23 protein-coding genes are annotated in these 24,369 nt (G+C 36.8%); 6 read left to right on the top strand and 17 right to left on the bottom strand.

The window, feature by feature from the left end; translation table 11 throughout:
* Positions 1-80: 80 nt before the first annotated feature.
* The 3 genes from J7604_RS14350 to J7604_RS14340 all read right to left on the bottom strand — a co-directional run bounded on the left by J7604_RS14350 (position 81) and on the right by J7604_RS14340 (position 2,600).
* Positions 81-380, bottom strand: coding sequence for a NifU family protein (locus J7604_RS14350; RefSeq protein WP_293897022.1), 300 nt, complete (start codon positions 378-380; stop codon positions 81-83).
* 33 nt (positions 381-413) lie between these two features.
* Positions 414-1,511 (bottom strand): Mrp/NBP35 family ATP-binding protein, encoded by a 1,098-nt coding sequence (locus J7604_RS14345; protein ID WP_293897021.1) that lies wholly within the window; start codon positions 1,509-1,511, stop codon positions 414-416.
* A gap of 108 nt (positions 1,512-1,619) precedes the next feature.
* On the bottom strand, positions 1,620-2,600 hold the full coding sequence (locus tag J7604_RS14340; RefSeq protein ID WP_293897020.1) for a c-type cytochrome: 981 nt from the start codon (positions 2,598-2,600) through the stop codon (positions 1,620-1,622).
* A 250-nt stretch (positions 2,601-2,850) separates the two neighbouring features.
* On the opposite strand from J7604_RS14340, the gene dnaG reads away from it, so the two are divergent.
* From dnaG to surE, 5 genes are all read left to right on the top strand, one after another.
* The gene (gene dnaG, locus J7604_RS14335) at positions 2,851-4,797 is read left to right on the top strand and encodes a DNA primase (RefSeq protein ID WP_293897019.1); all 1,947 of its coding nucleotides are present in this window, start codon (positions 2,851-2,853) and stop codon (positions 4,795-4,797) included.
* Positions 4,798-4,961: 164 nt separating this feature from the next.
* The gene (locus J7604_RS14330; RefSeq protein ID WP_293897018.1) at positions 4,962-6,167 is read left to right on the top strand and encodes a glycosyltransferase family 4 protein; all 1,206 of its coding nucleotides are present in this window, start codon (positions 4,962-4,964) and stop codon (positions 6,165-6,167) included.
* A complete protein-coding gene (locus J7604_RS14325; protein WP_293897017.1) occupies positions 6,164-7,336 on the top strand; it encodes a glycosyltransferase in 1,173 nt (390 codons plus the stop codon). Before J7604_RS14330 ends, J7604_RS14325 begins: the two co-directional genes overlap by 4 nt.
* Before the next feature lie 31 nt (positions 7,337-7,367).
* Positions 7,368-8,588, top strand: a complete 1,221-nt coding sequence (locus J7604_RS14320) for a bifunctional 3,4-dihydroxy-2-butanone-4-phosphate synthase/GTP cyclohydrolase II (RefSeq protein WP_293897016.1) — start codon at positions 7,368-7,370, stop codon at positions 8,586-8,588.
* Positions 8,589-8,590: 2 nt separating this feature from the next.
* A complete protein-coding gene (gene surE, locus J7604_RS14315; RefSeq protein WP_293897015.1) occupies positions 8,591-9,400 on the top strand; it encodes a 5'/3'-nucleotidase SurE in 810 nt (269 codons plus the stop codon).
* A 265-nt stretch (positions 9,401-9,665) separates the two neighbouring features.
* Here the strand turns inward: surE and J7604_RS14310 are convergent, their stop codons facing one another.
* From J7604_RS14310 to J7604_RS14285, 6 genes are all read right to left on the bottom strand, one after another.
* Positions 9,666-10,046, bottom strand: a complete 381-nt coding sequence (locus J7604_RS14310; protein ID WP_293897014.1) for a hypothetical protein — start codon at positions 10,044-10,046, stop codon at positions 9,666-9,668.
* A gap of 17 nt (positions 10,047-10,063) precedes the next feature.
* Positions 10,064-10,279 (bottom strand): hypothetical protein, encoded by a 216-nt coding sequence (locus J7604_RS14305; RefSeq protein ID WP_293897013.1) that lies wholly within the window; start codon positions 10,277-10,279, stop codon positions 10,064-10,066.
* Between the two features lie 27 nt (positions 10,280-10,306).
* Complete coding sequence (locus J7604_RS14300; protein ID WP_293897012.1) at positions 10,307-10,624, bottom strand: hypothetical protein; 318 nt, start codon at positions 10,622-10,624, stop codon at positions 10,307-10,309.
* Between the two features lie 33 nt (positions 10,625-10,657).
* Positions 10,658-10,867: a hypothetical protein gene (locus J7604_RS14295; protein WP_293897011.1), complete on the bottom strand. Its 210-nt coding sequence runs from the start codon at positions 10,865-10,867 to the stop codon at positions 10,658-10,660.
* A gap of 23 nt (positions 10,868-10,890) precedes the next feature.
* Positions 10,891-11,325, bottom strand: a complete 435-nt coding sequence (locus J7604_RS14290; RefSeq protein WP_293897010.1) for a hypothetical protein — start codon at positions 11,323-11,325, stop codon at positions 10,891-10,893.
* 95 nt (positions 11,326-11,420) lie between these two features.
* Positions 11,421-13,277, bottom strand: a complete 1,857-nt coding sequence (locus J7604_RS14285; protein ID WP_293897009.1) for a U32 family peptidase — start codon at positions 13,275-13,277, stop codon at positions 11,421-11,423.
* Positions 13,278-13,639: 362 nt separating this feature from the next.
* Here J7604_RS14285 and J7604_RS14280 point away from each other — a divergent pair, with 362 nt between their 5' ends.
* Positions 13,640-16,000: a hypothetical protein gene (locus J7604_RS14280; RefSeq protein WP_293897008.1), complete on the top strand. Its 2,361-nt coding sequence runs from the start codon at positions 13,640-13,642 to the stop codon at positions 15,998-16,000.
* Positions 16,001-16,144: 144 nt separating this feature from the next.
* Here the strand turns inward: J7604_RS14280 and J7604_RS14275 are convergent, their stop codons facing one another.
* The 8 genes from J7604_RS14275 to rpsF all read right to left on the bottom strand — a co-directional run bounded on the left by J7604_RS14275 (position 16,145) and on the right by rpsF (position 24,174).
* The gene (locus J7604_RS14275) at positions 16,145-16,585 is read right to left on the bottom strand and encodes a hypothetical protein (protein WP_293897007.1); all 441 of its coding nucleotides are present in this window, start codon (positions 16,583-16,585) and stop codon (positions 16,145-16,147) included.
* Positions 16,586-16,769: 184 nt separating this feature from the next.
* Positions 16,770-17,414 carry a hypothetical protein gene (locus J7604_RS14270; RefSeq protein ID WP_293897006.1) on the bottom strand — a complete coding sequence of 215 codons (645 nt, stop codon included), beginning with the start codon at positions 17,412-17,414 and terminating at the stop codon, positions 16,770-16,772.
* 41 nt (positions 17,415-17,455) lie between these two features.
* Complete coding sequence (priA, locus tag J7604_RS14265; protein WP_293897005.1) at positions 17,456-19,957, bottom strand: primosomal protein N'; 2,502 nt, start codon at positions 19,955-19,957, stop codon at positions 17,456-17,458.
* A gap of 7 nt (positions 19,958-19,964) precedes the next feature.
* A complete protein-coding gene (locus J7604_RS14260) occupies positions 19,965-22,010 on the bottom strand; it encodes a thioredoxin domain-containing protein (RefSeq protein WP_293897004.1) in 2,046 nt (681 codons plus the stop codon).
* A gap of 47 nt (positions 22,011-22,057) precedes the next feature.
* The gene (locus tag J7604_RS14255) at positions 22,058-23,032 is read right to left on the bottom strand and encodes a GSCFA domain-containing protein (RefSeq protein ID WP_293897003.1); all 975 of its coding nucleotides are present in this window, start codon (positions 23,030-23,032) and stop codon (positions 22,058-22,060) included.
* Positions 23,033-23,098: 66 nt separating this feature from the next.
* Positions 23,099-23,542: a 50S ribosomal protein L9 gene (gene rplI, locus J7604_RS14250; RefSeq protein WP_293897002.1), complete on the bottom strand. Its 444-nt coding sequence runs from the start codon at positions 23,540-23,542 to the stop codon at positions 23,099-23,101.
* A gap of 12 nt (positions 23,543-23,554) precedes the next feature.
* Positions 23,555-23,806, bottom strand: a complete 252-nt coding sequence (gene rpsR / locus J7604_RS14245) for a 30S ribosomal protein S18 (protein WP_028979359.1) — start codon at positions 23,804-23,806, stop codon at positions 23,555-23,557.
* Positions 23,806-24,174 (bottom strand): 30S ribosomal protein S6, encoded by a 369-nt coding sequence (gene rpsF / locus J7604_RS14240; protein WP_028979360.1) that lies wholly within the window; start codon positions 24,172-24,174, stop codon positions 23,806-23,808. Before rpsF ends, rpsR begins: the two co-directional genes overlap by 1 nt.
* Positions 24,175-24,369 lie beyond the last annotated feature (195 nt).

Genomic DNA, 24,369 nt, shown 5'->3' with positions numbered 1-24,369 from the left:
AGTATATTTTGGGTTTGTTGTATAAAAATTAATACCGACAGTAAAGCGGTATTATTGTTTTGTAATAAGTTGAATATCTACTAGTACACCGTTGAAGGCATTACTGCATGTGGGTCATCCGGAGCTGTGATATTAACCGCAACCACACTGGTAATTTCCGGAACAGCTTTTTTGATTGCCTCTTCAACTCCTGCTTTTAATGTCATAGTTGACATTGGGCAGGAACCGCAAGCGCCGAGAAGCTCAAGTTTAGCAACCATTTTTTCTGTTACTTCTATCACTCTTACATTACCTCCGTCAGCTTCCAGGTATGGTCTGATGCTGTTTAAAGCAATTTCTACTTTTTCAATTAATCCGGAGTTTGGTGCTGTAGTATTCATTTTATCTTATATAAGCCTTTTAAACTTAACGTTTTAAACTTTAATTTCTACTCTTTGAGTAGCTTCTGAACTTGCATTTCTGATTGCAACCTGTTGGGCCAATGTTTCTGCCAGTTCTCTGAATGCTTCTGCAATCACGTCATTTTGCATAGCTGCAGGCTTTCCATTGTCTCCACATTCTCTGATTCCCTGCACCAAAGGTATCTGTCCTAGTAAAGGAACGTTATTATTTTCGGCAAATCCTTTGCCTCCGTTTTCCCCGAAAATAAAATATTTATTATCAGGTAATTCAAGAGGGGTAAAATAAGCCATATTTTCAACAACTCCCAAAACAGGTACATTAATTTGTGGTTGTCTGAACATTCCTAATCCTCTCTGTGCATCTGCCAGCGCAACTTTCTGAGGTGTAGTTACAACTATGGCACCCGTTACGGATACTGTCTGTACAAGAGTGAGGTGAATGTCGCTGGTTCCAGGAGGCAGGTCTATCAAAAGATAATCAAGCTCTCCCCATTTGCAATCTGAAAAGAACTGCTTCAATGCTGAACTTGCCATAGGTCCTCTCCATACCATTGCATGGTCCGGAGGAGTAAGGAAGCCGATTGACATCAATTCTACACCGTATTGCTTTACCGGAATGATGAAGTTTTTACCATTTTCCTGAATCACACTTGGACGTACATCTTCCAGATCAAACATGGTTGGCATAGATGGTCCGAAAATATCTGCATCGATCAAACCAACTTTAGCGCCTAACTTGGTAAGTGCTATGGCAAGATTGGCTGTAACAGTAGATTTACCAACACCACCTTTGCCGGAGGATATGGCAATAATATTTTTTACTCCTGGAAGCATTGGACCAGCACTAGTTCTAGCCGATGTAACATCTGCAGTCATATGAACTTCAACTTTTGCATCAGCGGAAACAAGTTTATGGATTGCATCAATGCAAGAAGATTTGATAAGCTCTTTGAGCGGGCAGGCAGGAGTTGTTAAAACTACAGTAAATGAAATTTTATTTCCGTCAGTCTGAACATCCTTAATCATGTTCAAGGTAACAAGATCTTTTTTCAGATCCGGTTCCTGAACTGTAGATAAGGCTTTAAGAATTTGTTCTTTAGTAAAAACCATCAATTAATAATCCTTCTGTTGTATCTGTGCAATTTACTCAAAAATGCTCAATTGTCTTAACAAAACTATTTCCGAATAAGTTGTCTTTCCCCTTAAATAATTGAGTATTTATTCTTTTGGTGAAAATAATACTACATTATTTTTTACAGGAGGAATACTTTTAAGATAGGCGTACAGTGCCTTCAGGTCTTCTTCCTTCATTCCTGCATACATGGTCCAGGGCATATTTGTATTAAAACGACCTTTATGAACAATCATATTCCTTGCAGCTGAATCCGTGTAAGCTTTAAATCTTTTTACAAACTGTTCTTCTGTCCAGTTACCTATTCCTGTTTCTTTATCCGGAGTAATATTCGCCGATCTCACAATTCCACCATAGGGAAGAGGAAATTCAAATCCTCCGGCATCTGTCATACCTTCGATTTTACGTCCTTTATCTTGTTTGGTATGACAGTCAGTGCAGGCAGCTGCGGTATAAATATATTTTCCATAAGCAACCACATCAGTTGTGTCAGGAATTTTATGAAAATCAGGTTTTTGAGGAATGGTATTGATGATGAAGTTCATTGGGAAATCTGCTTTGGACTCAGGAGCTTGTTTACCTTCTGGTTTTAATGTTCTGAGGTAAGCAATTATACATTTGATGTCATCTTCATCCATTTTGCCGTAAGCAGGGTGGGGCATCACAGTAAATAAGGCTTTTCCGTCTTTAGAAACGCCACTTGTAATTGCTCTGAAAATTTCTCCGTCTGTCCAGTTTTCAAGGCCAACAGGTGAAATGTTTTGCGCATAAAATGTACCCGGAAACCCTAATTTCTGGTTGAATTCTGCCCCTCCACTGCCCAAGGTGCCTTCAACCATAGGACCGGCAAACTTATTCCAATCTCTTTCAGAGTGACAATCCATGCAAACAGATACATAGTTGGCCAGATATTTACCTCTCTCAACTTTCGCCGGACTCATATCTACTTTCATTTCAGGGGCAGGACCTACATTGGGTAAGGCAAATTTCATGTATATAAGTGCACCGATCAGGAGAATAAAAACTCCGGCAAAAATAAATAGGAGTACTTTAAAAAGTTTTATCATATAGTATTAATCTAGTTTAAAGATAATCAAACCAAGCCCAGGTTACTTTTCCACATTAAATTAAGGGAAAGTGTGAATAAACTGTTAGTAACATGTGGAATCTGAAAAAGTATCTTCATATACAATCAATTTGATCAATTCAGTCTTTTTATTAAAAATGTTAAAATGTTATTAACCGGATAATATAAAGTGTTGTTTCGATGCCTCAGTTAAATTTGTTAAATTTAATACCTCATAATTTTAAGGCAGAATGGCAGTTTCCAAGGAGATCCTCGACAAGATTAATGAAAGTATTGATATCGTAGAAGTTATCGGGGATTTTGTCACACTCAAGAAGAAAGGCCATTACTATAGTGCCTGTTGCCCTTTCCATAATGAAAAAACACCCTCTTTTGCAGTAACTCCAGCAAAAGGTATTTATAAATGCTTTGGTTGTGGTAAAGCCGGTGATGCCATCCGCTTTGTGATGGACATTGAAGGTCTGAGTTACATTGAAGCGATGAGGTATCTTGCCAAAAAATATGGTATAGATATACCTGAAGGGCCCACTAAAGATGTTGACTTTCATAAGCAAAATGAAAGAGAAAGCCTGCTGATCGTCCTGCAATATGCAAAGAATTATTTCCAGAAGATTTTACAGGAACATGATGAGGGCCAGTCTATTGGTTACAGCTATTTTAAAGAAAGAGGTTTTTCTGACTCTACCATTAAGAAATTTGATCTGGGGTATAGTCTGGAAGAGTGGGAAGGGCTTTTTAAACAGGCTGTAAAAGAAGGTTTTTCTATTGAAATGCTAGAAAAGGCCGGACTGGTTGTAAGGAAGGAAAATGCTAATGATAAAAATTCTGTAAGGCACTACGATAGGTTCAGGGCGAGGGTGATTTTCCCAATCCATAATGTGACAGGGAAGGTGATTGCTTTTGGGGCCAGGATTCTGAAAACTGATAAAAGTCAGCCGAAATACCTTAACTCACCTGAAACGGAAGTTTATCATAAGAGTAAAATCCTTTATGGGATTTATCAGGCAAAGCAATCTATCCGTCAGGAGGATAACTGTTTTCTTGTAGAGGGTTATACTGACGTAATTAGCCTTCACCAGGCCGGAATTGAAAATGTGGTTGCATCTTCTGGTACTTCCCTTACTGAAGACCAGGTACGACTCATCAGCCGCTATACCATCAACATTACCATTCTATATGACGGAGATATTGCTGGGATAAAAGCATCCATGCGCGGTATCGACATGATCCTGGAGCAGGGGATGAATGTGAATGTTGTTACTTTCCCTGATAGCGAGGATCCGGATAGCTATGTCAGAAAACTTGGAGGGGAAGAATTTAAGAAATATATAAAGGCTTCTAAAAAAGACTTTATCAGTTTTAAAACAGCACTTTTCTTAAAAGAAACGGAAGGAGATCCGGTTAAAAAAGCAGGAGTGATCAGGGAAATTGTAGAAAGTATTTCCAAGATTCCCGATGCCATAAAAAGGGCCATATTTTTTAAGCAATGCAGTGCCCTCATGGAGATAGAGGAACAAACCCTCATTTCCGAATATAATAAGATTGTCCTTAAAAAGAACCAGGAAAAGAAGCATGAAGATGCTCCTCCCCCTGACCTGCCACCAGATTTTTTCAATCCTGATTATGAGCTTTTTCAGGAAGAGAAAAAGCCTGAGATGACTTCCATTGAGGCACATGAAAGGGAAATATTAAGGCTTATCATAAATTACGCACCTATAAAACTTGAAGAATCGAAGAGATTGTATGAGTATGTGCTGGAACAGGTAGAAGATATTGATTTTCACACTGATATTTATAGGAGGATGCTCGAGATGGTTAAATCCGAGCATGATAATGGAAATTTGCCTGACAAAGGCTTTTTTATTCAGCACAATGATGAAAAAATAAGGAATGAAGCTGTGGATATGCTGGTCTCAAAATATGATTACAGTCCGAACTGGGAAAAGAAGTTTAAAATCTTTATAACCAAGGAAGAGGATAACCTCGCAGAAATTATTTATTCCTGTGTTTTAAAGCTTAAGAAGCTTAATGTGATGTTCTTGCTGGAGCAAAATAAGGAACAACTGAAAAATAATCCTTCGGAAGAAGAGCAAATTAGGCTGATGATGATCTACACAAACCTGAAAAAGGTTGATATGGAACTTGCCAAGATGCTTGGAAACGTAATCTCGAAATGACATTTAAATCATTTTTTGTATTATTGTTACTGTTAAATTGAATTTTTAACTCTGTCAGGTTTACTTTTGCAGAGTAAAGAGGTAGAAGGCAGCAAATTAAAATCAAAGGCTAAGACTTTTGAAGTTGTCCACACAGAAGCAGTAAATATTTAATTGAGGTTTACTTGAAAATTTTATTCATTAGTCCCCGAGTGCCATATCCTCCAACAGATGGAGGTGCAATTGCGATATACAACACTGTTACCGGAGCAGCAAGGGCGGGGCACGAAGTATATCTACTCTCACTTAACACACCAAAACATTTACAGGAAGGACCTGTAGTTCCTGGTTTAGTATATCAGGAAGCAGTTTTTGTGGATACCAGGTTCTCTTTTTTTAAAGCTGTTAAAAATATTATTAGCGGTAAACTACCTTACATAGCGGAAAGGTTTGTATCTGAAGATTTTTTACAAGCAATCGAAAGACTTTTGAAAAAAAATACTTTTGATATTATACAGTTTGAAGGGACCTATGTAGCCTGGTATGTTGATGTTGTAAAGAAATTCAGTAATTGCCCCCTTGTAATAAGAGCGCATAATGTAGAATATGTAATTTGGGAAAGGCTGGCAGAAAATAAGACCAATCCTATTAAGAGATACCTCTACAATGATATGGTAAAAAAACTCAAAGTACTTGAGAAAGATTACTATAATAAATTTGATGGTATTGCCTCAATCACATACGATGATGGAGAACGGTTAAGGGCGCTTGGAATTAATAAATCTATAAAAGTTGTGCCCTTTGGTGTGGGAATTGAAAAATTTCTTCACAAAGAGGAAGTTCCTAAAAAGCCTTTCACTATTTTCATGCTTGGCTCGCTTGACTGGAGACCTAATCAGGAAGCGGCAATTTGGTTTGTAGAAAATATTTGGCCAGAGTTAAGTAAAGCACTTCCTCAACTGGAGTTGCATATTGCCGGGAAGAATACTCCACCAAAAATTTATAAATTAAAGCAGGATAGAGTCTTTATTCATGGCTTTATAGAGGATTCGCTTAAATTTATGCAGGAATATGACTTAATGGCCGTTCCTTTACTTTCTGGAGGAGGCATGAGAGTTAAAATAATAGAGGGAATGGCTTTGCATAAAGCAATTATTTCCTCTGCAATTGGGGCTGAAGGAATTATGTGCGAAGACGAAAAAAATATCCTTTTGGCAAACACGAAAGAAGAGTGGATAGGGAAAATTAAAAATTATTTTAAAGACACTGAAAAATACCGCAATCTTGGGAATAATGCCGGACGTCTTGTAGAAAATACCTATTCCAATCAAGTAGTGACCAGAACATTTATCGATTTTTATAAACAACTTATTATTAAGAAAAAGGCATGAAAATACTAGTAGCGCTGTCCAGGTTTCCTTATCCGATAGACAAGGGAGATAAACTGAGAGCCTTCTATCAGATTCAGGGACTGAGCAAATATCACGAGGTTCACCTGGTTTGTATTGCCGATAAAACTCCGTCTCCTGCAGAATTTAATGAAGTCAAACAATATTGTAAAACTATTGAAGTAATAGAGTCAAGCAAACTAAAACGCTTGATCAATCTTGGCTTAGGACTTTTTAATAATCTTCCGTTTCAGGTAAATTATTTTAAGTCTTCAAGGATGAAAAATGTGATTGAAAAAGTCCTTAAAACACAATCGATTGATATGTGCTATGTACAGTTGGTGAGGTTGGTTGTCAATATTCCCTTCAGTCTAAATACAAAATATTATCTCGATTACATGGATGCATTGTCTGAAGGCATGTACAAGCGTGTGAAGTTTTCCAGATGGTATGAAAAACCAGTGGTAAAACTTGAAGCGAAAAGATTAAGGGACTTTGAAGCAAAAGCATTCTTTTATTTCAATGGTTATTCCATCATTACCGAGTCGGACGCTACTGCTTTTCCTTCTGATATTAGAAAAAGGATGGATATTATTCCTAATGGTATTTCCAGCGGATTTTTTAATTTCCGCTCTTTCCCGAAAGATAAAAGTTATGATATCATATTTACGGGAAATATGGGATATCATCCTAATATACAAGCATCGAAATACCTGGTAAATCAGATAATGCCCTTATTGAACAAACAAGATATAAAAGTTTGTTTATCGGGAACCAGTCCTTCACTTGAAGTTCAAAACCTTGAAAGTGAAAATGTGATTGTTACAGGTTTTGTTCATGACATCAGAGATTATCTGGCTAAAGCGAAAATCTTTGTAGCTCCGTTGTTTTCCGGATCGGGTTTGCAAAATAAGTTGCTTGAAGCGATGGCAATGGGAATTCCGACAATCACTACCTCTCTGGCTAATTCTGCTTTAGGAGCCAGACCTGGCCAAGAAATTATGGTTTGTGATGATGAGGAATCTTTTGTGAAAGCAATTCAGCATTTGCTTTCAGATCCTGACTACGCAAGAGAAATTGGTGCAAAGGGGAGGCTTTATATCCAGAGAAACTTTAACTGGGAAGTAAGTAATGACATGCTTGAAAAAGCATTTAGAAAAATATTAAATTAATATTCGCAGAATTTTAAATCTGCAAGCTCATATGTCAGAAAAATTAGACACAATAGAAGAAGCAATCGCTGAGATAAAAAAGGGAAATGTAATCATCGTTGTTGATGATGAAGACAGAGAAAATGAAGGGGATTTTATCTGTGCAGCGGAATGCATTACGCCTGAGATCGTCAATTTCATGGCTACCCATGGAAGAGGATTGATCTGTGCTCCATTAATAGAAGATCGTTGCGAGGAACTTGGTCTAGAGTTAATGGTAGGCAGAAATACTGCTCAGCATCATACTCCTTTTACAGTATCTGTTGATCTTTTAGGACACGGTTGTACTACAGGTATCTCTGCAAGTGACAGGGCCAAAACTATTAAAGCGCTTACTGATCCTTCCATAAAGCCTGAAGAGTTAGGTAGGCCAGGTCATATTTTTCCTCTGAAAGCTAAAACAGGTGGTGTTATCAGAAGAGCAGGGCATACAGAAGCCGCTATAGATTTTGCAAGACTTGCAGGGTTTCAACCCGCAGGTGTGCTTGTGGAAATCATGAATGAAGATGGTTCAATGGCAAGGCTTCCGGATCTTAGAAAGGTTGCTGAGAAATTTAAGCTGAAACTTGTCTCTATTAAAGATCTCATTGCTTACAGACTGAAAAATGAATCTTTGATAAAAAGTGAGATTGGGGTAAAAATGCCAACAGAGTTTGGTGACTTTGAATTACTGGCTTTCCGTCAGACCAATACGGAAGATCTGCACCTTGCTTTGGTTAAAGGAACGTGGAAAGAAGATGAACCTGTACTTGTAAGAGTACATAGCTCATGTGTTACAGGTGATATATTTGGTTCATGCCGTTGTGATTGTGGTCCACAGTTGCATAAAGCAATGGAAATGGTAGAGAAGGAGGGGAAAGGTTTAGTCCTTTATATGAATCAGGAAGGACGTGGCATTGGGCTTCTAAATAAGCTGAAGGCATACAAGCTTCAGGAACAGGGAAGAGATACAGTGGAAGCTAATCTTGAACTTGGCTTTAAGATGGATGAAAGAGATTATGGTGTAGGCGCTCAGATCATAAGAGAACTTGGTATCACTAAGCTTAAGCTTATTACCAATAACCCAGTGAAAAGAGCCGGTTTGATAGGTTATGGTCTTGAAATCGTTGATGTTGTTCCTCTGGAGATCAATCCTAACGCTTATAATGAACAATATCTCATGACCAAGAGAGATAAAATGGGACACAATATTCTTAATCCGAAAAAGAAATAAGCATGGCTACAGCAAAGAAGGCAGCTTCGAAGAAAAAGCCTCTGATACTCGTGTCTAATGATGATGGAATTTCTTTTTACGGAATCAGATTGTTAGTAGATATTATGAAGGAGCTTGGGGAAGTGGTTGTAGTAGCTCCAAGCGGTCCGCAATCAGGAATGGGACACGCTATTACTATCGGTAATACTCTTCGTCTGGACGAAACAGACATCTTCAAAGGTGTTAAAGCTTACGAATGCTCCGGGACTCCGGCAGACTGTGTAAAGCTTGCTAAAGACTTTGTTCTTAAAGGAAGAAAACCTGATCTGGTTGTTAGTGGAATCAATCATGGAAGCAATTCTTCTATCAGTGTACTGTATTCGGGAACAATGTCTGCCGCGATGGAAGCAGCGATTGAAGGAATGCCTTCGATTGGCTTTTCTTTGTGTGATTATTCTCCAAATGCGGAAATGGAGCATGGAAGAAAATTCATTAAGCAGATAGCTAAACAAGTACTTGAAAAAGGAATGCCGAAAGGTGTTGCACTTAATGTTAACATTCCTGCCAAATCCAAAGGAAAGATCAAAGGGATAAAAGTCTGCAGACAAGCCAGGGCCAGATGGCAGGAGAAATTCGAAGAGCGTAGAGATCCGAGAGGCAGAAGATATTTCTGGATGGATGGCAACTTTGTAAGCCTTGACAATGGCCATGATACGGATGAGTGGGCACTAAGTAATAACTATATATCTGTAGTGCCTTGTTCATTTGATATGACTGCTCATGAGACTTTAGCTGAGTTGAATGCCAGCTTTAGTAAGATGAAGAAGGCTTAAAGCTAAAAGTGGGTCAAAAATATAACCACATCATAAAGTTCTTCTGTAAATGAAGGGTTAGGATGTGGTAGTTTTTTTACACCTATGCGATTAAGAATCCCATCTGTTCTGAGGCCGGGTATGCTGCATATTTCATTGTTCTTGGTCTGATATTTCTTGTAACAAAGGTTAGAGGATAAAAGTATCATTTAATTAAACTCCAAACTGTCTCAGATGATGATCCATGTGTTTAAAGGTTGCAATACCCCTTTCATTAGTAGATATATTACCAAATGCAGGATGGGTTAAAGTCAGCTCTTTTTTTGTTTTCTGGAAATCTTTTTATCAGATTGATGAACTCAACTCTTTGCTCTTCAAAACAAGAACTATCTATCTTACCCTTTGTATTATGTGTCTCTTCACCTTTAATACCTTTTTTAAAATCAGGAGCAACATATAGTGCTAGGATCCTTAAAAGTAATTGCTTGAAAGTCGTTTTTTCATTACCTCTGCTTTCCTCCAGATTCTGCCTGTTACATGAGTTACAGTGAAGCAACATTTCTGTTGCATTCATTTCGCCCCAGAGGTTGGTACTGTTAGATTTCAACTGACCAGACCTGCTTATGACAGAGTTAGCAGCATTGATATCAAATAAATTCTTTTTCATTAAAAGTTATAGATGAATTAATATTTAGGCTTGTTTCCCTTTTTCATTTTACTCACCCACATATAAAGCGTCCAGATTACTGTAACCGCAAATACAATGATAAGGGGAAGATAATAACGACTAAAAAAGTCATGAAAGTATGAGCCAACAATTACATAAAATGAGGCTATACAAAGTTTGAAAGGAGCAAACTCTATATTTGACCAGGTCGTTTTTCTTGTAAAGAAGTTCATGTCAGTTTTATTTAGTTGGGATAATTATTATCTGAAATTAGAAGCAATACCAATTTGAGGAAAAACAACGTTCTTGATATAATCCATAATATGCAGTTCGGCCTCCAGAATTTTATCTTTTCTTTTTATAAGCTCTGGTCTTACTTCTTCGGCGATTCGTTGTCTTAGTTCATTTTCCTCATTACTATACTCTTCTGACTGAAAAGTGTTATCATAGAGAAGAACACAAATAGATTCGATTAAAATGTCAATTTTATGTTTTGGATATTTTTGTTCATCTATTGCTTTTAATGTCATTGGAAGGTAATCAAGTTTTGCAAGTAATAATTCTTCATCTTGCACCATAAATGTCAGGTTCAAATTATTTCCCCAGATATCCTATAACTCCTGATTCAATTCAGGGCCTTGCCAGCTTGTTGATTGACAATTTTTAGAACCGCATTTTGAACAATCTGCATTCCATATTTTCTGGTGATCAAAAAGATCAAAAGCAGCTTCTAATTTAGTCAGAGGAAATGAATCAATGTTTTTACAATCCTTGCAGGTTCTATCAATTTTATATTCTGCATTGCTGTTTAGATTGAACATAGTCCTGCGTTTGAAAAATTTAATCAGTCAGTTAAAATCCTTTTCATCATTAGAAGGATATTCCATAAAGCAAATAAGTCAGTGCCTTTGTCGGCATGCAAAATGTATTGATTACTTTTTTTGTCTGTAACAGTAAGTTGATGCAATTTATTTTTGTCATGATTTTCTGTTCCCCAACCCGTTGCGATCATTGAATCAATATCTGAAATATCAATATGAGTTGTAGTTAGATTGTCATTAAATATAACTTGTCGTGTGCAGATAAGAGTCCATTCCTTTGTCGGTTTGGTAAAAAATAATATAGGGGGGCCACTGTTTGTTTGATCTACGAAAGCTTTTAGGTCAAGCTGAAGATCACTATTAAGATCTTTAAAGTAGAATGATGATTTTGTAGGCAAATGATAACTATCAGCTTTCCATTTTATTCGATTGATTAAAAAGTCATCTGTTTTTTTCATTTGACAATTTCCTTCATAGGGCTGTAAGAGTTTGAAAAATGTAATTCAATCATAAAAAGAGAGCGTTTCTCAACGCTCTCTAAACTCAGTTATGTTTAATACTCTTCTATCTCAAATTCAGCATCTTTTTCCCAGATCTCCATTTCACAAGGCTTGCAGTTGAATTTGAGTTTATACTCTACTTCTCCGTGTTTCAGCACAAGAGGTTCAGATAGTTTTTCTCCCATTGTCTCTTTATTGTATTTCCAGCATTTACCTAATTCGTATTTCACACAATACTTTGTAACCATTACACGTGACTTGCCAGGATCCCACTGCAACTCGAAAGCTTTTTCAATATCTGTTACTCCATGCCTGTGATAAAATGCTCTGGCCATTTTATTGGACACATTGTATGTAAAATCAAGTTGAGAAACAGGATATGGATGATCTGTTTTGGTCATCTGGAATTCTTCGCGATGATATTCTTTTATTCGGACTTCCATCAATTCATCCAGAACGGTTCTTCTGATTTCATTGATTTTAGAGGTAGGTAGAAACCAGTTATCAGATAAATCAATGTTAATTTCATCGACAACGAATGGTGTGCTTCCTGCTTTGGAAAGATTTTTCTTAATACCTGAAATGGATTCTCCGCTTTTACTGATCTCTTTAGCAGATAGAATGGACGAGCTGCATGTGTGTCCGTCTTCGTCAACTGCAGTCAATTTGAATCCATCATTCGTTTCAGTGAATCTTAGCTTTACACTGATTTTTCTTACTGCACTATCTTCTCTTTCGACTATCTTATTAAACTCTGCATCTGAGTTACGGTAAATCATTGTGCCTTCTTTGATAGGCTTGAAGGTATTTGGAATTACTACATTATTCAAGATTACATTTACCTGAGCTCCATCTGCTTCACCTTGTTCATTTACAAAGTAAAGACCGTCCCCATTGTTTAACAGGTCTGAATTCTCAATGATGTATCCTTTTCCTCTTACTTCAATAAGTTTACCTATCTCTTGTCCTTGAGATTTGGGAGTTTCCCAGGAACCTATTCTTTCTTTTCTGTGATTCAGAAAATAGTCTGTATAGCCTCTGTTGAAGCTTCTGTCCATTTCCGGGACGAAATTATAAAACGTTTTTCCTGAAGAAGCTTTCTTAAACTTGTCATTGTTTTCCAGAAAGGCATCGAGCTTTTGTCTCAAGTAAGAAACATTGTTTTTAACATAGACAATGTCCTTCAGACGACCTTCGATTTTAAATGATGTAATACCAGCCTCAACCAGATTAGGCAGCTGCTCACTAAGATCAAGGTCTTTTATCGATAATAAATGACTGTTTTCTATCAGGGTTTCACCTTTTCCATCAAAAAGTCTGTATGGTAATCTGCAGTTTTGTGCACAAGAGCCTCTGTTGGCGCTACGTTCACCATTGGCAACACTCATGTAGCAGTTACCACTGAAAGAAACGCATAGGGCCCCGGATACGAAAAATTCAAGCTCTACATCCGTAGCATTTCGTATCTCCTTTATCTGGTCCAGATTTAATTCTCTAGCAAGTACGACTTGCTTGATTCCTGCATCTGCGAGGAATTTAACGTGTTTGGGATCTCTGTTATTTGCCTGTGTGCTGGCATGAATGACAATCGGAGGGAGGTCCATTTCCAGGATAGCCATATCCTGAACAATCAATGCATCTACACCGATTTCATATAGTTCATAAATAAGTTCTCGGCAGGTTTCCAATTCATTGTCATATAAGATGGTATTGAGAACGACATAAACCTTTGCCTTGAAAAGATGGGCATATTCCACCAATTGTGCTATATCTTCTACCGGATTGGTAGCATTGCTTCGCGCGCCGAACTGAGGTGCACCAATATATACTGCATCAGCACCGGCATTAATGGCAGCCATGCCCTGATATAAATTCTTGGCAGGAGCCAGAATTTCAACTTTCTTTTTCATATGAACTATAAATTTCCGCAAATTACCCCTGCTTTCCAAGTGAAGAGGGGAGTTTGAAGGTAGATCAGTTGAGAACAAGGGAAAAAGATTAAAAGTTGCTAAATTAACTTTTGAATTTATAAGGTTAAATTATGCTTAAATAAAAATCTGTAATTCAGTTTATTATGATATCTTTATTACTTGTATAATGATGCTAGAGCCTTGAATAACAATGAAATATATTTTACATAGAGGTTCTTCAAAACAATTGAAATCCAGGACGAGTTTAAACATGAAGACTTAACATTTTTAAATCGAGAAGGTACTCAGAAGTCTAGATGTCTTAAAAGACTGGAGTGTAAAAACTATCACAGCAGACAGTTATGATTCGGAAATATTTTTTTAAAATCTTTTTAGCATTAACATCTGTTCTTGTTTTATACTTCGGAGTATTCTTTGTACTTTCTTTAAACTATAAGCATCAGATCCATAAGTTTATTGTCAATTCCATTAATGATAAGATTAAAAAGCCTGTAAAGATCAAAGATATCGACTTATCGCCATTTTCAGGTTTCCCTTATATCTCATTAACACTTCATGATGTTGTAGTTCCTAAATCAGATTCAAGTGAGCGTCCATTATTAAAACTTAAGAAAATGGAGGTCTTACTTGGTCTCCACCGTCTCTTGTTTAAAGATTATAATATAACAGGAATAACGCTTTCAGATGGTATACTCGATGGTCGAGTTGATTCCTTGGGAAATAAAGATTTTGATATTTTTATTAAAAAAGATACTGTTGCTGAGAAATCTCATATTTCAGAAATTAAAATTGATAAAGTAAAACTTAAGAATTTTGAAATCTATTATGAGGATCAGTATAAATCAAAGTGTATTCATCTGATATTGAAGGATACAGAAAGCAGGGTGCATCTAGATTCAAATCAGGTTAATGCTAATTTACGCGGTTCTATACATTCTGAAGAAGTTACACTTCGTCCCGGAACACTCTTTCAAAATGCTGATTTGCTAGCTCATTTTTTAATCAACTATGATTTTAATTCTGAATTGTTATCATTTGATAAAAGCACTTTAGAGGCTAAAAATGATCTATATATTGTCAATGGTAATATTGATTTTTTAAATAAGTCTTTGATGTCTTTGAATATTAAAACAGAGAATGCCAGTGTACAGAACATATTCAGTCTATTACCTGCAAGGTGGACAAAAAGCATTGAAGAATTGAATGTTTCAGGAAAAGTCAATGCTGAGGCTTCTATTGCAATCAATCTGCTGCCAGGACATCAACCCAAATTCAATATAGATTTTTCAGGAAAAGGTTTTTCTATAGCGAATAAATTATTGAATGCAGATGTTCATGATATTTCTTTTCCAACAGCTAATCTGACTTCTGCAGATAGTCAGGGTGCAGAAAAATATAAAATCACTTTTACCGGTTTGAAAGGAGTGATTAACAAAAGTGATTCGATTATGGCGTCACAACTTGCGTTTGAAAACTTTGTTGATCCTGATTTGCATGCGAAAGTGAGCATCAAACTGAGGAGCAAGACACTGTTTGATCTTGTGCACTTTGATCAATATTCTGAAGCAGGAGGAAGCTTTTTCATAAGAGGAACTTATAATGGTAAAGTGAATTATCTATTGGGGAGAACTACTAAAACACCTGTAATTAAAGGAACAGTGAAGCTTCATCGTGTCAATGTGAAGCTGAATAAGGTTTACTTCCCATTTGATAATCTGAATGGTGAAGCTGAGTTTGAGAATGATTTTATTAAGATGAAAAGGCTGGAAGTGCAGTGTGGTAAGACAGATATGAAAGTGAATGGTATTGCCAGAAATTTATTTAATTCAGTTTATAATGACAAACCAGGTCTTGAATTGGATCTTAATTTTGTTTCTGAGCAATTCTACTTCAGTGATTTTACACAGTTCCCAAGGTCTAAGGTAAAGAATGAAAAAAGAAATATCCGATTGGTAGAAGGGAGTAAATTTATCTGGCCATATAATCTCCGCGCAACATTAAAAGGAAAAACATCCAGATTTCAAGCTCATAATTATCAGGCTAATGATATAGATCTGAGCATTCATATGGATAGTAAAAATCTTAGAGTATCAGAGTCTTTGACTTCATTTGGTGGAACAATGCGTTCCGTAACAGATTTCATTCCCAGAAAGAATCACATTCATTGCAATACAGATGTAAGAATCGAAAAGATCAGGATTGATAAGATATTCAGGGCATTCAATAATTTTGGCCAGGAAATAATTTTGTCAGACAATATCAGAGGAATTGTAAATGGAAAGTTTGATACTTATTTCAGAATGAATTCTGCTTTGGAGCTGGATAGTAATTCAGTTTATGTAAAAGGTGATTATGAGATTCATAGACTAGAAATGATCGATGTTGAGCCTATTATGAAATTATCAAAAGTGGGCTTTAAGGAAATGGATCTTCAGCGTGTAACTTTTGATAAAATTAAATCTTCTGTTATTATCAAAAATAATGTGATAGATATACCACGTACATTATTTGTGACCAACATCTTATATTTTTATCTGAATGCAACTATTCAGCCGGATGGAGAAGCTGAGTTTAAAATGCTTGTGCCGGTTAAGAATCTTAAGAAAAATCCGGATACCAGTGACTTAACGAATGATTCCAAAGCAGGATTGTCTTTGCCTCTGAAGCTTAAAGGAAAATCAGGAAAATTGAAGGTTTTGTAGATTTTTGTTTGTCTGATCTTTCAGTTTTTATATCATATTTTCATACCGTCGTCTATTATCATTCTCATATTCGGCGGGGCTTACATAAGAGATAATACTGATATTTGAATATTCATGGATAAACGAAAATATAATCTTATCATTCTATTTGATGCTATAAACATACATTGAAGCAGGAAAGAATTCATGCCCTTCATTTTTTCTGTCATGATCTCCGAGAGCTCCTTTATCTATGTATTGTGTTGTGAATTTACGCTTCTGATCATCTTTTTCAGGATAACTTATCTCTGGGTCTTCATATCTATAACCCCATAGAATAAAGGAAATCCAAATAAAATTATGTATCAGAAATATGAAGATCATTAACGGGATGGTGCACCCCAAGACCTTACTTTCCTGAAATCTTGCCGGAATCCAAAAAGCAATAGAAACTCCTAAAACAAATGGACTTGCTAAAAAAGAAATTAAAATTATCGTCCGCAACCAATCCCACGCAAACTCTATAGGAATCAAGTTTCTTAGATAAAAATACATTATTCCTATTATAAAATATAAAACTCCTAGAAGAGATAATTTGTTGTTCATTATCATTAAGTTGAGATCTGCAAGTTGATAGCTGGGGGCAGGTAATCTCTTTGTTTTATTGCTTATACGAAATGATAAGAAATTCTTTACAAGTTATCTGGTATAAATAAATAAAAATGGTTGTATCGATAGATTTAATCACCAATACAACCATCAAAAAAACTTAATACTTATAACTTACTACTTAGAACTCAACAGGTCTCTGGAATCCCCAGCTTACAGTTCCGTTGTTAATATCCTGAGTCATTACAATACTGAATTTTCCTGGGTTCCACATACATGACTTAGAATAGTGATTATATTCTTCTACGTTTTCCTCTTTACAGGTTCCGAATTGTTTATTGTAAAACTGTTGAATACCAAGATAGATATTAGAAGCCTTTTCGTAGTCGGCTTCGGAGATTGTATAAAAGTAGCTGTACAACGTATCGTTTTTAAGATTGAATTCCAGATCAGTTTTTTTGCCCATCAGATCAAGCTTTACGGATGCTTCTGAATAACCTTGTTTAGCGAGATCCGCGCTACCGCCTTCAGGACGAGAATCTTTCATTGTAGGAAATAATTCTTTGATTTTTTTTAAAGGAGTGCCAAGAGGTAACTCATTGATGACCATTAGATTCTTTTTGTCATCTTTTGTTAAACCTAGATCAATCACTTTTTCCTGTTCTACTTCTTCATGTTTTGGTTCCTCTTTAACTACTGTATCTTTTGGAGGAACAACAACAGTATCCTTAACAACCTCTTTAGTATCATTTTGAGCCTCTTCATGACAGGCAATTAGACCTACCATCAATAGACAGTGCAGGCAAATATTTAATTTAAGCTTCATTTTAAATACTCTTTTCAAAGTCCGAAAATAATGAATAAATCTTAAACAGGGTCTACGTCGCAGACAATAATCGAGTTTCTAAATGCAGTTTCCGCAAGAACTTTGTCTATAGCTTCCTTGATTTTATATTTTATAGCAGGGAGGTTTGATTTATTTCGCTCAAATTTCAGAATTATTTCTTCCAGGTAATAATTTCTTATTTTGTTAATTAAAGGTGGCTCAGGACCAAGAATTTGTTCTTTCGGAATAAAATACTTCAATTTTCCAAAAAGCCTGTCAGCGCCCTTAGAAGTGATTCCTGCATCAGGATCTTTGAACGTGATGCTAATGAGTCGGTAGAAGGGTGGGTAATGAAATTTTTCCCTCTCCGAAATCTCCGTATTGAAGAATCCTGAATAATCCTGCTGAAGCAATTTGCCTATTACAGGATGATTAATGGATGCAGTTTGAAGGATTACAGTTCCAGCCTTTTCTCTTCTTCCTGCACGGCCGCTTACTTGGGTGAAAGTCTGAAAAGCCTTTTCATGCGCTCTGAAATCCGGGAAGTGAATGAGTGAATCAGCATCAAGTATGCCTACGAGATTTACTCTGTCAAAGTCTAACCCTTTGGTTACCATTTGGGTTCCTACCAGAATGTCAATTTTATTATTTTGAAAGTCTTCAATGATCTTCTGGTAACTGTTCTTCTTCCGGGTTGTGTCAAGGTCCATCCTCTGGGTGATGGCATCAGGAAACAGAAGCTTGATATCATCTTCTATTTTCTCTGTTCCCAAACCTACAGTCTTTATTTTATTGGATCCGCAGGCCTCGCAACGCGTAGGAATGCTTTCATGACTTCCGCAGTAGTGACATCTCAGCTCTTTATGATAAAGGTGATAGGTGAGGCTTACAGCACAATTGTCGCATTTAGGAATATGTCCGCAATCTTCACAGGAAATATAGGGTGCATAACCTCTGCGGTTCTGAAACAAGATTACCTGATTTCTTTCATGAAGACTTTTTTCAATCTGATGAGTCAATAGGCTAGTAAAGTCACCATGAAGTTTTCTGTCTCTTTTTTCCTTTCTTACATCTACAGCAATCAGTTGAGGAAGTTTAGCATTTCCAAAACGTTGTGTTATTTCCACCAATCCCCATTTTTTATTCATTGCCTGAAAATATGATTCGACTGAAGGTGTAGCCGAGCCTAATAGAGTTTTAGAATGATGCATTCTAGCCAGCATCAGGGCTGTATCTCTTGCATGGTATCTTGGTGCAGGATCCTGCTGCTTGTATGATGTTTCATGTTCCTCATCGATAATGATCAGGCCAAGGTTATCAAAAGGAAGAAAGATGCTGCTGCGAACACCAACTACAAAAGAGAAGCGTCCTGAGATAATACCTCTCCACGTTTCTACACGTTCGTTATCCGAAAATTTGGAGTGGTAAATTCCCATCTTGTCTCCGAATATCTTGCGCAGACGCTGTACTATCTGTGTAGTAAGAGCTATTTCAGGTAAAAGATATAGAACCTGGCTGCCGCCACTTAATACATTTTTGATGAGCTCAATGTATATCTCTGTTTTTCCACTCCCGGTAATACCATGAAGCAACACGGCTTCTTTTTCACCAAATTGCTCAAGTATGGAATCTTTAGCGCTTTGCTGAGTTTCTGACAAGCGTACTTCAGTGAAAGTATTTTCTTCACTGTCTTCTTCAAATCTTGAAACTACTACTTCATATTCTTCAAAGATTCCACCTTTTACCAAGGATGTATAGGGAGAAAGAGAGCTCTCTTCGATCAGTTGGCTCTTGTTAATGCCATTGGCATTTTTGGCAGGGTTTTCAAGAAACCCAGTAAGCTTGATATACTTTAAAAGAAGATCAGTCTGCTTGGGCTTTTTCTCCAGCTTGGTAAACAGCTCCTGCATATTTCCCTTTTGGTCGTAAGGAGGACAGAGTCTTACCTTCTTTAATATTTTCGGAGTGAATTTTTCTTTTACTTCTTCAAAAACTAAGATGCGATCTTTCTTAATCAATGATTTGATTAGAGAAGAACCGCTTTTTTTTCCGACAATAAGACTCACTTCATCAAAGGTCAAAGCTTCCTTTTTCTCAAGCATTTCAATGATTAGAAGTTCCTTATCTGCAAAAGGTATTTTTTCTTCAAGGTCCTCAAAGTTAGGATTCAGTTGAATTTTTGATTCACTGCTGACTTTAAGTCCTGAAGGTAATGCCGCATTCAATACTTCTCCCGGATGACACATATAGTATTCTGCCATCCACTCAAAAAGCTTGAGCTGGAAGGCATTTACAGAAGGTGTGTCATCAAGAATCTCAATAATATCTTTAGCCTCATATACATCAGGCTCAATAGAATGTACTTTAACTATTATTCCTGTTAAAATTCTTTTCTTTCCGAACTGTACAATAACTCTTGATCCTATGTTTACTTTTTCCCTTTCTGTATCAGGGATATGATAAGTGAAAGGCCTTGGTAAAGGCAGAGGAAGCAGAATGTCTGCAAAGAGCCTGTCTTTTATATTTTCCTTATTAAACTCCACTTACAAATTAACTAGTTTTATTGATCTGTTTCCAGGCGTCGTCAACACTGGTGACTGGCCATTGACACATATTATTATAGCACACGAAAATTCTTGTCTGATCTCCAGTTGCTGGTCGATCAATCAACAGAGGGAGTTCACTTCTTGACGCAGTGCCAGCAAGGATTTTATTAGGATAAAATGTCTTATCGATTTCTTTTCTTAAGTTCAGGTATTCGCTTCCTGAGATAGCAATCTCTGCAGTAGGCTCAATCATTGAGGTTACAAGGCTAGCCCAATTGGAAACCCATGAAGGATCTGTTGTTATTAATTTTTTCATTTTGGAAGCCATGTTTTTTGCAAGATTACCCAAGTCGGATCTTTCAAGTAAGATGCCAAGTTTCCGTAGATTTTGGGCCATGACTGAATTAGATGCAGGAATCACGTTGTCGAAAATTTCTTTTTTTCTGGCAATCAATTTCTCTGCATTGTCAGAAGTGAAATAGAAAAGATTTTCTTCTGCATCATAGAAATGCATCACAACATGCTCAGTCAGTTCCTTGGATAAAGTTAGCCATTGCTCATCAAATGTAGCCTGGTAAAGAGAAATGTATGCATCTATCACCCAGGCATAGTCTTCCAGAAAGCCTTCCTGGCTTACTCTCTCGTCGTTGTAGGTTCTATAAAGAACTTTATCTTTTATGAGGTTATTTTTTATAAAAGAAGCATTTGAAAGAGCAAGTTGAAGATATTCATCTTCATCAAATGCTCTGTAAGCTTCTGCAAGTCCTTTGAGCATGATGCCATTCCAACCAGCAAGTATCTTGTCATCAAGGCCAGGGGAGGGTCTTTTACTTCTGGCTTGTAGCAAAGTCTTTTTCCAATATGCAACTTTTGTCTTTAGATCATCAAGGGGAGTTTCTGAATATTTAGCAATCATTTCATCAGTCACTGCCTTGAATAGTATATTCTGACCGTGTTCCCAATTCCCATTTTCGCTGAGGTTATAGTAAGCTTTCAATAAAAGGATATCATCAGGAATTAACTTTTCAACCTCATCTAAAGTCCAAGTATAAAACTTACCTTCTTCACCTTCGCTGTCTGCGTCTAAAGCTGAATAGAAGCCACCTTCGGGAGAAGTCATTTCTCGCTTCAACCATTCGAATGTCTCACGGACCACTTCTTTGTAGGTTGTATTTTTGGTTAAAGTATACACTTCAGAGTATAGCGCCATGAGCTGTCCGTTATCATACAGCATTTTTTCGAAGTGAGGAGCAAACCATTCCACATCGGTAGAATACCTTGCAAAGCCTCCGCCAATCTGGTCATATATCCCGCCTTTGGCCATTTCATCTAATGTAAGAACCAATTGCCTCAAAGCAAGATCATCCTTCGTCAGATGATAGTATCTGAGGAGAAAGAAGTACAATGTCGGCATGGGAAATTTGGGCTCTTTATCCATTCCACCAAGTGTAGTGTCGAATTGAGCTGACATGGCTTTGTAGCCAGCATTCAGATCTTTTATGCTGAAATCTGATTGATCTTCTGCTAATCCATACTTTTGCAGCTCTGAAGTATTCAATGAGCTGGTAAAAGAATCAGCGGAATCTTCCAGCGCCTTTCTTTGATCTTGAAAAGCTTTTAAAACTTCATTTAAAACATGCTTCCAGTTATCGCGGGGGAAATACGTCCCGCCGAAAAACGGCTTGGCATCAGGAGTAAGGAATACGTTTAGAGGCCAGCCTCCACCAAGGTTCATCTGCTGTATTGCTTCCATGTAGATGTGATCAAGATCTGGTCTTTCTTCGCGGTCAACTTTAATATTAACAAATCCGGCATTCATGATTTCAGCTACCCCGTCATCTTCAAAAGATTCCCTTTCCATAACGTGGCACCAGTGGCATGATGAATATCCGATACTTACTATAATAGGTTTATCTTCTTTTTTAGCCTGTTCCAGCGCTTCATTTCTCCAAGGCTGCCATTGTACAGGATTATATGCATGCTGCTTTAGATAAGGACTGGTTTCCTTAAGCAGCTTATTAGCTTTTTTAGTTGTCGTATCTCCCTGCATATCTCGTATGGCTTTTATTCATTAACAAAAATAAAAAGGAAAACGGGTCATAAAAGCTGTTTTTCCAAAGCCTTGATTTCAGAGTCTACTGAAAAAAGATTTTTAAATTTATTCAACTTATTGATCGTATCTCTGAGAAACTTTTGATGAGCGGCAGAATATGGATTAAATGCTTTGTGATTCAATGCCTTTTGAACCTGGTTCCATTCCACTAAAATGTTATTTGTTTCTTCTGAAAAGTAGCACTCAGAAAATTTTTCCCAGATATAATTTTCAGCCATTGAAGTTGGATGAATCAGGTCATCCTTGTAAAATCGGTAATCCCTCAGGTCATCCATCATTATTTCATATGCAGGAAAGTAAAATACGTCCTTAAATTTTTCAGTAAGCTGATGCACCGCTACCCTCAGAATGGATTTGCTGACGAAGTTTAAGGTGATTGTATCTTTTATGTGCCTCACCGGACTTACAGTTAATAGAATTTTCAGATCCGGATTAAATTTTTTAAGCTGTGGATAGACTTCCGAAAATGCTGAAACGATTTCTTCTGATGTCAAGAGGTTTTTACTGAAATATGAAGAAGGCTTTTTATGGCAGTTTGCAACAGCCTTATTATCCGGTAGTAGTTTGTATATGTATGAAGTACCTAAGGTAATAATGAGTAAATCTACCTTTTTAAGAAAGCCATTCGTTTCATTGATTTGCACTCTTATTTTATCCCAAAGTTCGTTTTTTGTAAGAGCAGAGAGATCAGAGTGGAAATCGTAGTTATACCATATGTCATCTTGCTGGATAAAATAATCCTGGCTAAGATATTGATTGTCAATAGAATTTTGGAGTAAGGAAAAAAGTGATAGCGGGTTAAAAATGGTCCCGAAGGGATTGACCAGACTTTGGAATTTGGCGTCTTTCAGTTTATTTCCAATTACCTCAGCAAAACAAGAGCCTGCTGTGAGTATGGTTGATTGATGGGAGAGCGTGAATCCCTGATTTTCTATCGTTAATTCAGTTCTTAGATTCATAGATGTATAAAAATAAAAAATCCCGGATAGCACTACCCGGGATTTTGAAATATTTTAAGTAAGTGCTTAACCAGCAACAACTTTGAATTTTACTTCATGTTTCACTTCTTTGTGAAGGTCAAGGATTGCAGAATACTCTCCAACTTCTTTAACTTCAGATTTGAAAGTGATTTTCTTTCTGTCAACATTGAAACCTTTGTCTTTCAGAGCGTCAGAAACCTGAAGAACTGTAACAGCTCCGAAGATTTTTCCGCTTTCACCTACTTTAGCAGGGATTGTAAGAACCAAAGCACCGATTTTTTCAGAAAGAGCGAGCGCATCTTTTTTAATTTTCTCAGCTTTGTGAGCAGCTTGTTTCAGGTTTTCCTGAAGCATTTTTTTGTTGCTTTCGCTAGCAATTACAGCAAGTCCTTTTGGGATAAGGAAATTTCTGCCGTGACCAGGTCTAACCTTTACAAGGTCATTCTTGTAACCTAATCCTTTTATATCTTCTTTTAATATTACTTCCATGGATCCAAGAGATTATTTTAGTGAATCAGTTACATATGGTAGTAAAGCAAGGTGTCTCGCTCTTTTTACCGCCTGAGAAACTTTTCTTTGAAATTTAAGACTAGTACCTGTTAACCTTCTTGGTAAAATTTTACCTTGTTCGTTTACAAATTTTAGAAGGAAGTTAGCATCTTTATAATCGATGTATTTGATACCTAGTTTTTTGAATCTGCAGTATTTTTTGCGATTCTCAACTCTGTTTACGGGCTCGTTTACTAGTGTCATTATGCTTTTTCCTCCTGTTTTTCAGCTGATTTCTTAAATTCACCTTTTCTTCTCTTGTTGTTGTAAGCAACAGCATGTTTATCAAGAGATACAGTCAAGAATCTCATCACTCTCTCATCACGTTTGTACTCAATCTCCAAAGTGTTGATTGTAGTAGGCTTCGCGTTGAATTCGATAAGCGTGTAGAAACCTGTAGTTTTGTGGTTAATAGGGTAAGCTAGCTTTTTCAGACCCCAGTTCTCCTCGTTAATGATTTGAGCACCCTGATCTTTCAGAACCTGCTTAAATTTTTCTACGGTATCCTTCATCTGAGCTTCAGACAAAACGGGAGTTAAAATGAATACCGTCTCGTAGTTATTTAATTCCATAATTACTTTTATGTAAAATGATAATTTTTAGGACCGCAAATATACTGAGAATTACCGGAAAACAAAAAAATCTTTAAGGGAGGTTTTATTGTAAAGTGCGTTTTGATGGTAAGTATTTGAAATATAGTATTTTTTACTGGTGTATAAATAGTAAACCCTGACAATTATCTCATCAGGGTTTGTTGCAATTTTTGC

Source organism: Sporocytophaga sp. (assembly GCF_017745095.1).
Lineage (GTDB): Bacteria > Bacteroidota > Bacteroidia > Cytophagales > Cytophagaceae > Sporocytophaga.
The sequence above is the reverse complement of the archived record's forward strand: the minus strand, read 5'-3'. Positions and strand labels throughout refer to the sequence as shown.

Coding starts and splice junctions, on each gene's coding strand:
- J7604_RS14350 (WP_293897022.1), bottom strand. CDS start 380: ATGAATACTACAGCACCAAACTCCGGATTAATTGAAAAAGTAGAAATT.
- J7604_RS14345 (WP_293897021.1), bottom strand. CDS start 1,511: ATGGTTTTTACTAAAGAACAAATTCTTAAAGCCTTATCTACAGTTCAG.
- J7604_RS14340 (WP_293897020.1), bottom strand. CDS start 2,600: ATGATAAAACTTTTTAAAGTACTCCTATTTATTTTTGCCGGAGTTTTT.
- dnaG (WP_293897019.1), top strand. CDS start 2,851: ATGGCAGTTTCCAAGGAGATCCTCGACAAGATTAATGAAAGTATTGAT.
- J7604_RS14325 (WP_293897017.1), top strand. CDS start 6,164: ATGAAAATACTAGTAGCGCTGTCCAGGTTTCCTTATCCGATAGACAAG.
- J7604_RS14320 (WP_293897016.1), top strand. CDS start 7,368: ATGTCAGAAAAATTAGACACAATAGAAGAAGCAATCGCTGAGATAAAA.
- surE (WP_293897015.1), top strand. CDS start 8,591: ATGGCTACAGCAAAGAAGGCAGCTTCGAAGAAAAAGCCTCTGATACTC.
- J7604_RS14310 (WP_293897014.1), bottom strand. CDS start 10,046: ATGAAAAAGAATTTATTTGATATCAATGCTGCTAACTCTGTCATAAGC.
- J7604_RS14305 (WP_293897013.1), bottom strand. CDS start 10,279: ATGAACTTCTTTACAAGAAAAACGACCTGGTCAAATATAGAGTTTGCT.
- J7604_RS14300 (WP_293897012.1), bottom strand. CDS start 10,624: ATGGTGCAAGATGAAGAATTATTACTTGCAAAACTTGATTACCTTCCA.
- J7604_RS14295 (WP_293897011.1), bottom strand. CDS start 10,867: ATGTTCAATCTAAACAGCAATGCAGAATATAAAATTGATAGAACCTGC.
- J7604_RS14290 (WP_293897010.1), bottom strand. CDS start 11,325: ATGAAAAAAACAGATGACTTTTTAATCAATCGAATAAAATGGAAAGCT.
- J7604_RS14285 (WP_293897009.1), bottom strand. CDS start 13,277: ATGAAAAAGAAAGTTGAAATTCTGGCTCCTGCCAAGAATTTATATCAG.
- J7604_RS14280 (WP_293897008.1), top strand. CDS start 13,640: ATGATTCGGAAATATTTTTTTAAAATCTTTTTAGCATTAACATCTGTT.
- J7604_RS14275 (WP_293897007.1), bottom strand. CDS start 16,585: ATGAACAACAAATTATCTCTTCTAGGAGTTTTATATTTTATAATAGGA.
- J7604_RS14270 (WP_293897006.1), bottom strand. CDS start 17,414: ATGAAGCTTAAATTAAATATTTGCCTGCACTGTCTATTGATGGTAGGT.
- J7604_RS14260 (WP_293897004.1), bottom strand. CDS start 22,010: ATGCAGGGAGATACGACAACTAAAAAAGCTAATAAGCTGCTTAAGGAA.
- J7604_RS14255 (WP_293897003.1), bottom strand. CDS start 23,032: ATGAATCTAAGAACTGAATTAACGATAGAAAATCAGGGATTCACGCTC.
- rplI (WP_293897002.1), bottom strand. CDS start 23,542: ATGGAAGTAATATTAAAAGAAGATATAAAAGGATTAGGTTACAAGAAT.
- rpsR (WP_028979359.1), bottom strand. CDS start 23,806: ATGACACTAGTAAACGAGCCCGTAAACAGAGTTGAGAATCGCAAAAAA.
- rpsF (WP_028979360.1), bottom strand. CDS start 24,174: ATGGAATTAAATAACTACGAGACGGTATTCATTTTAACTCCCGTTTTG.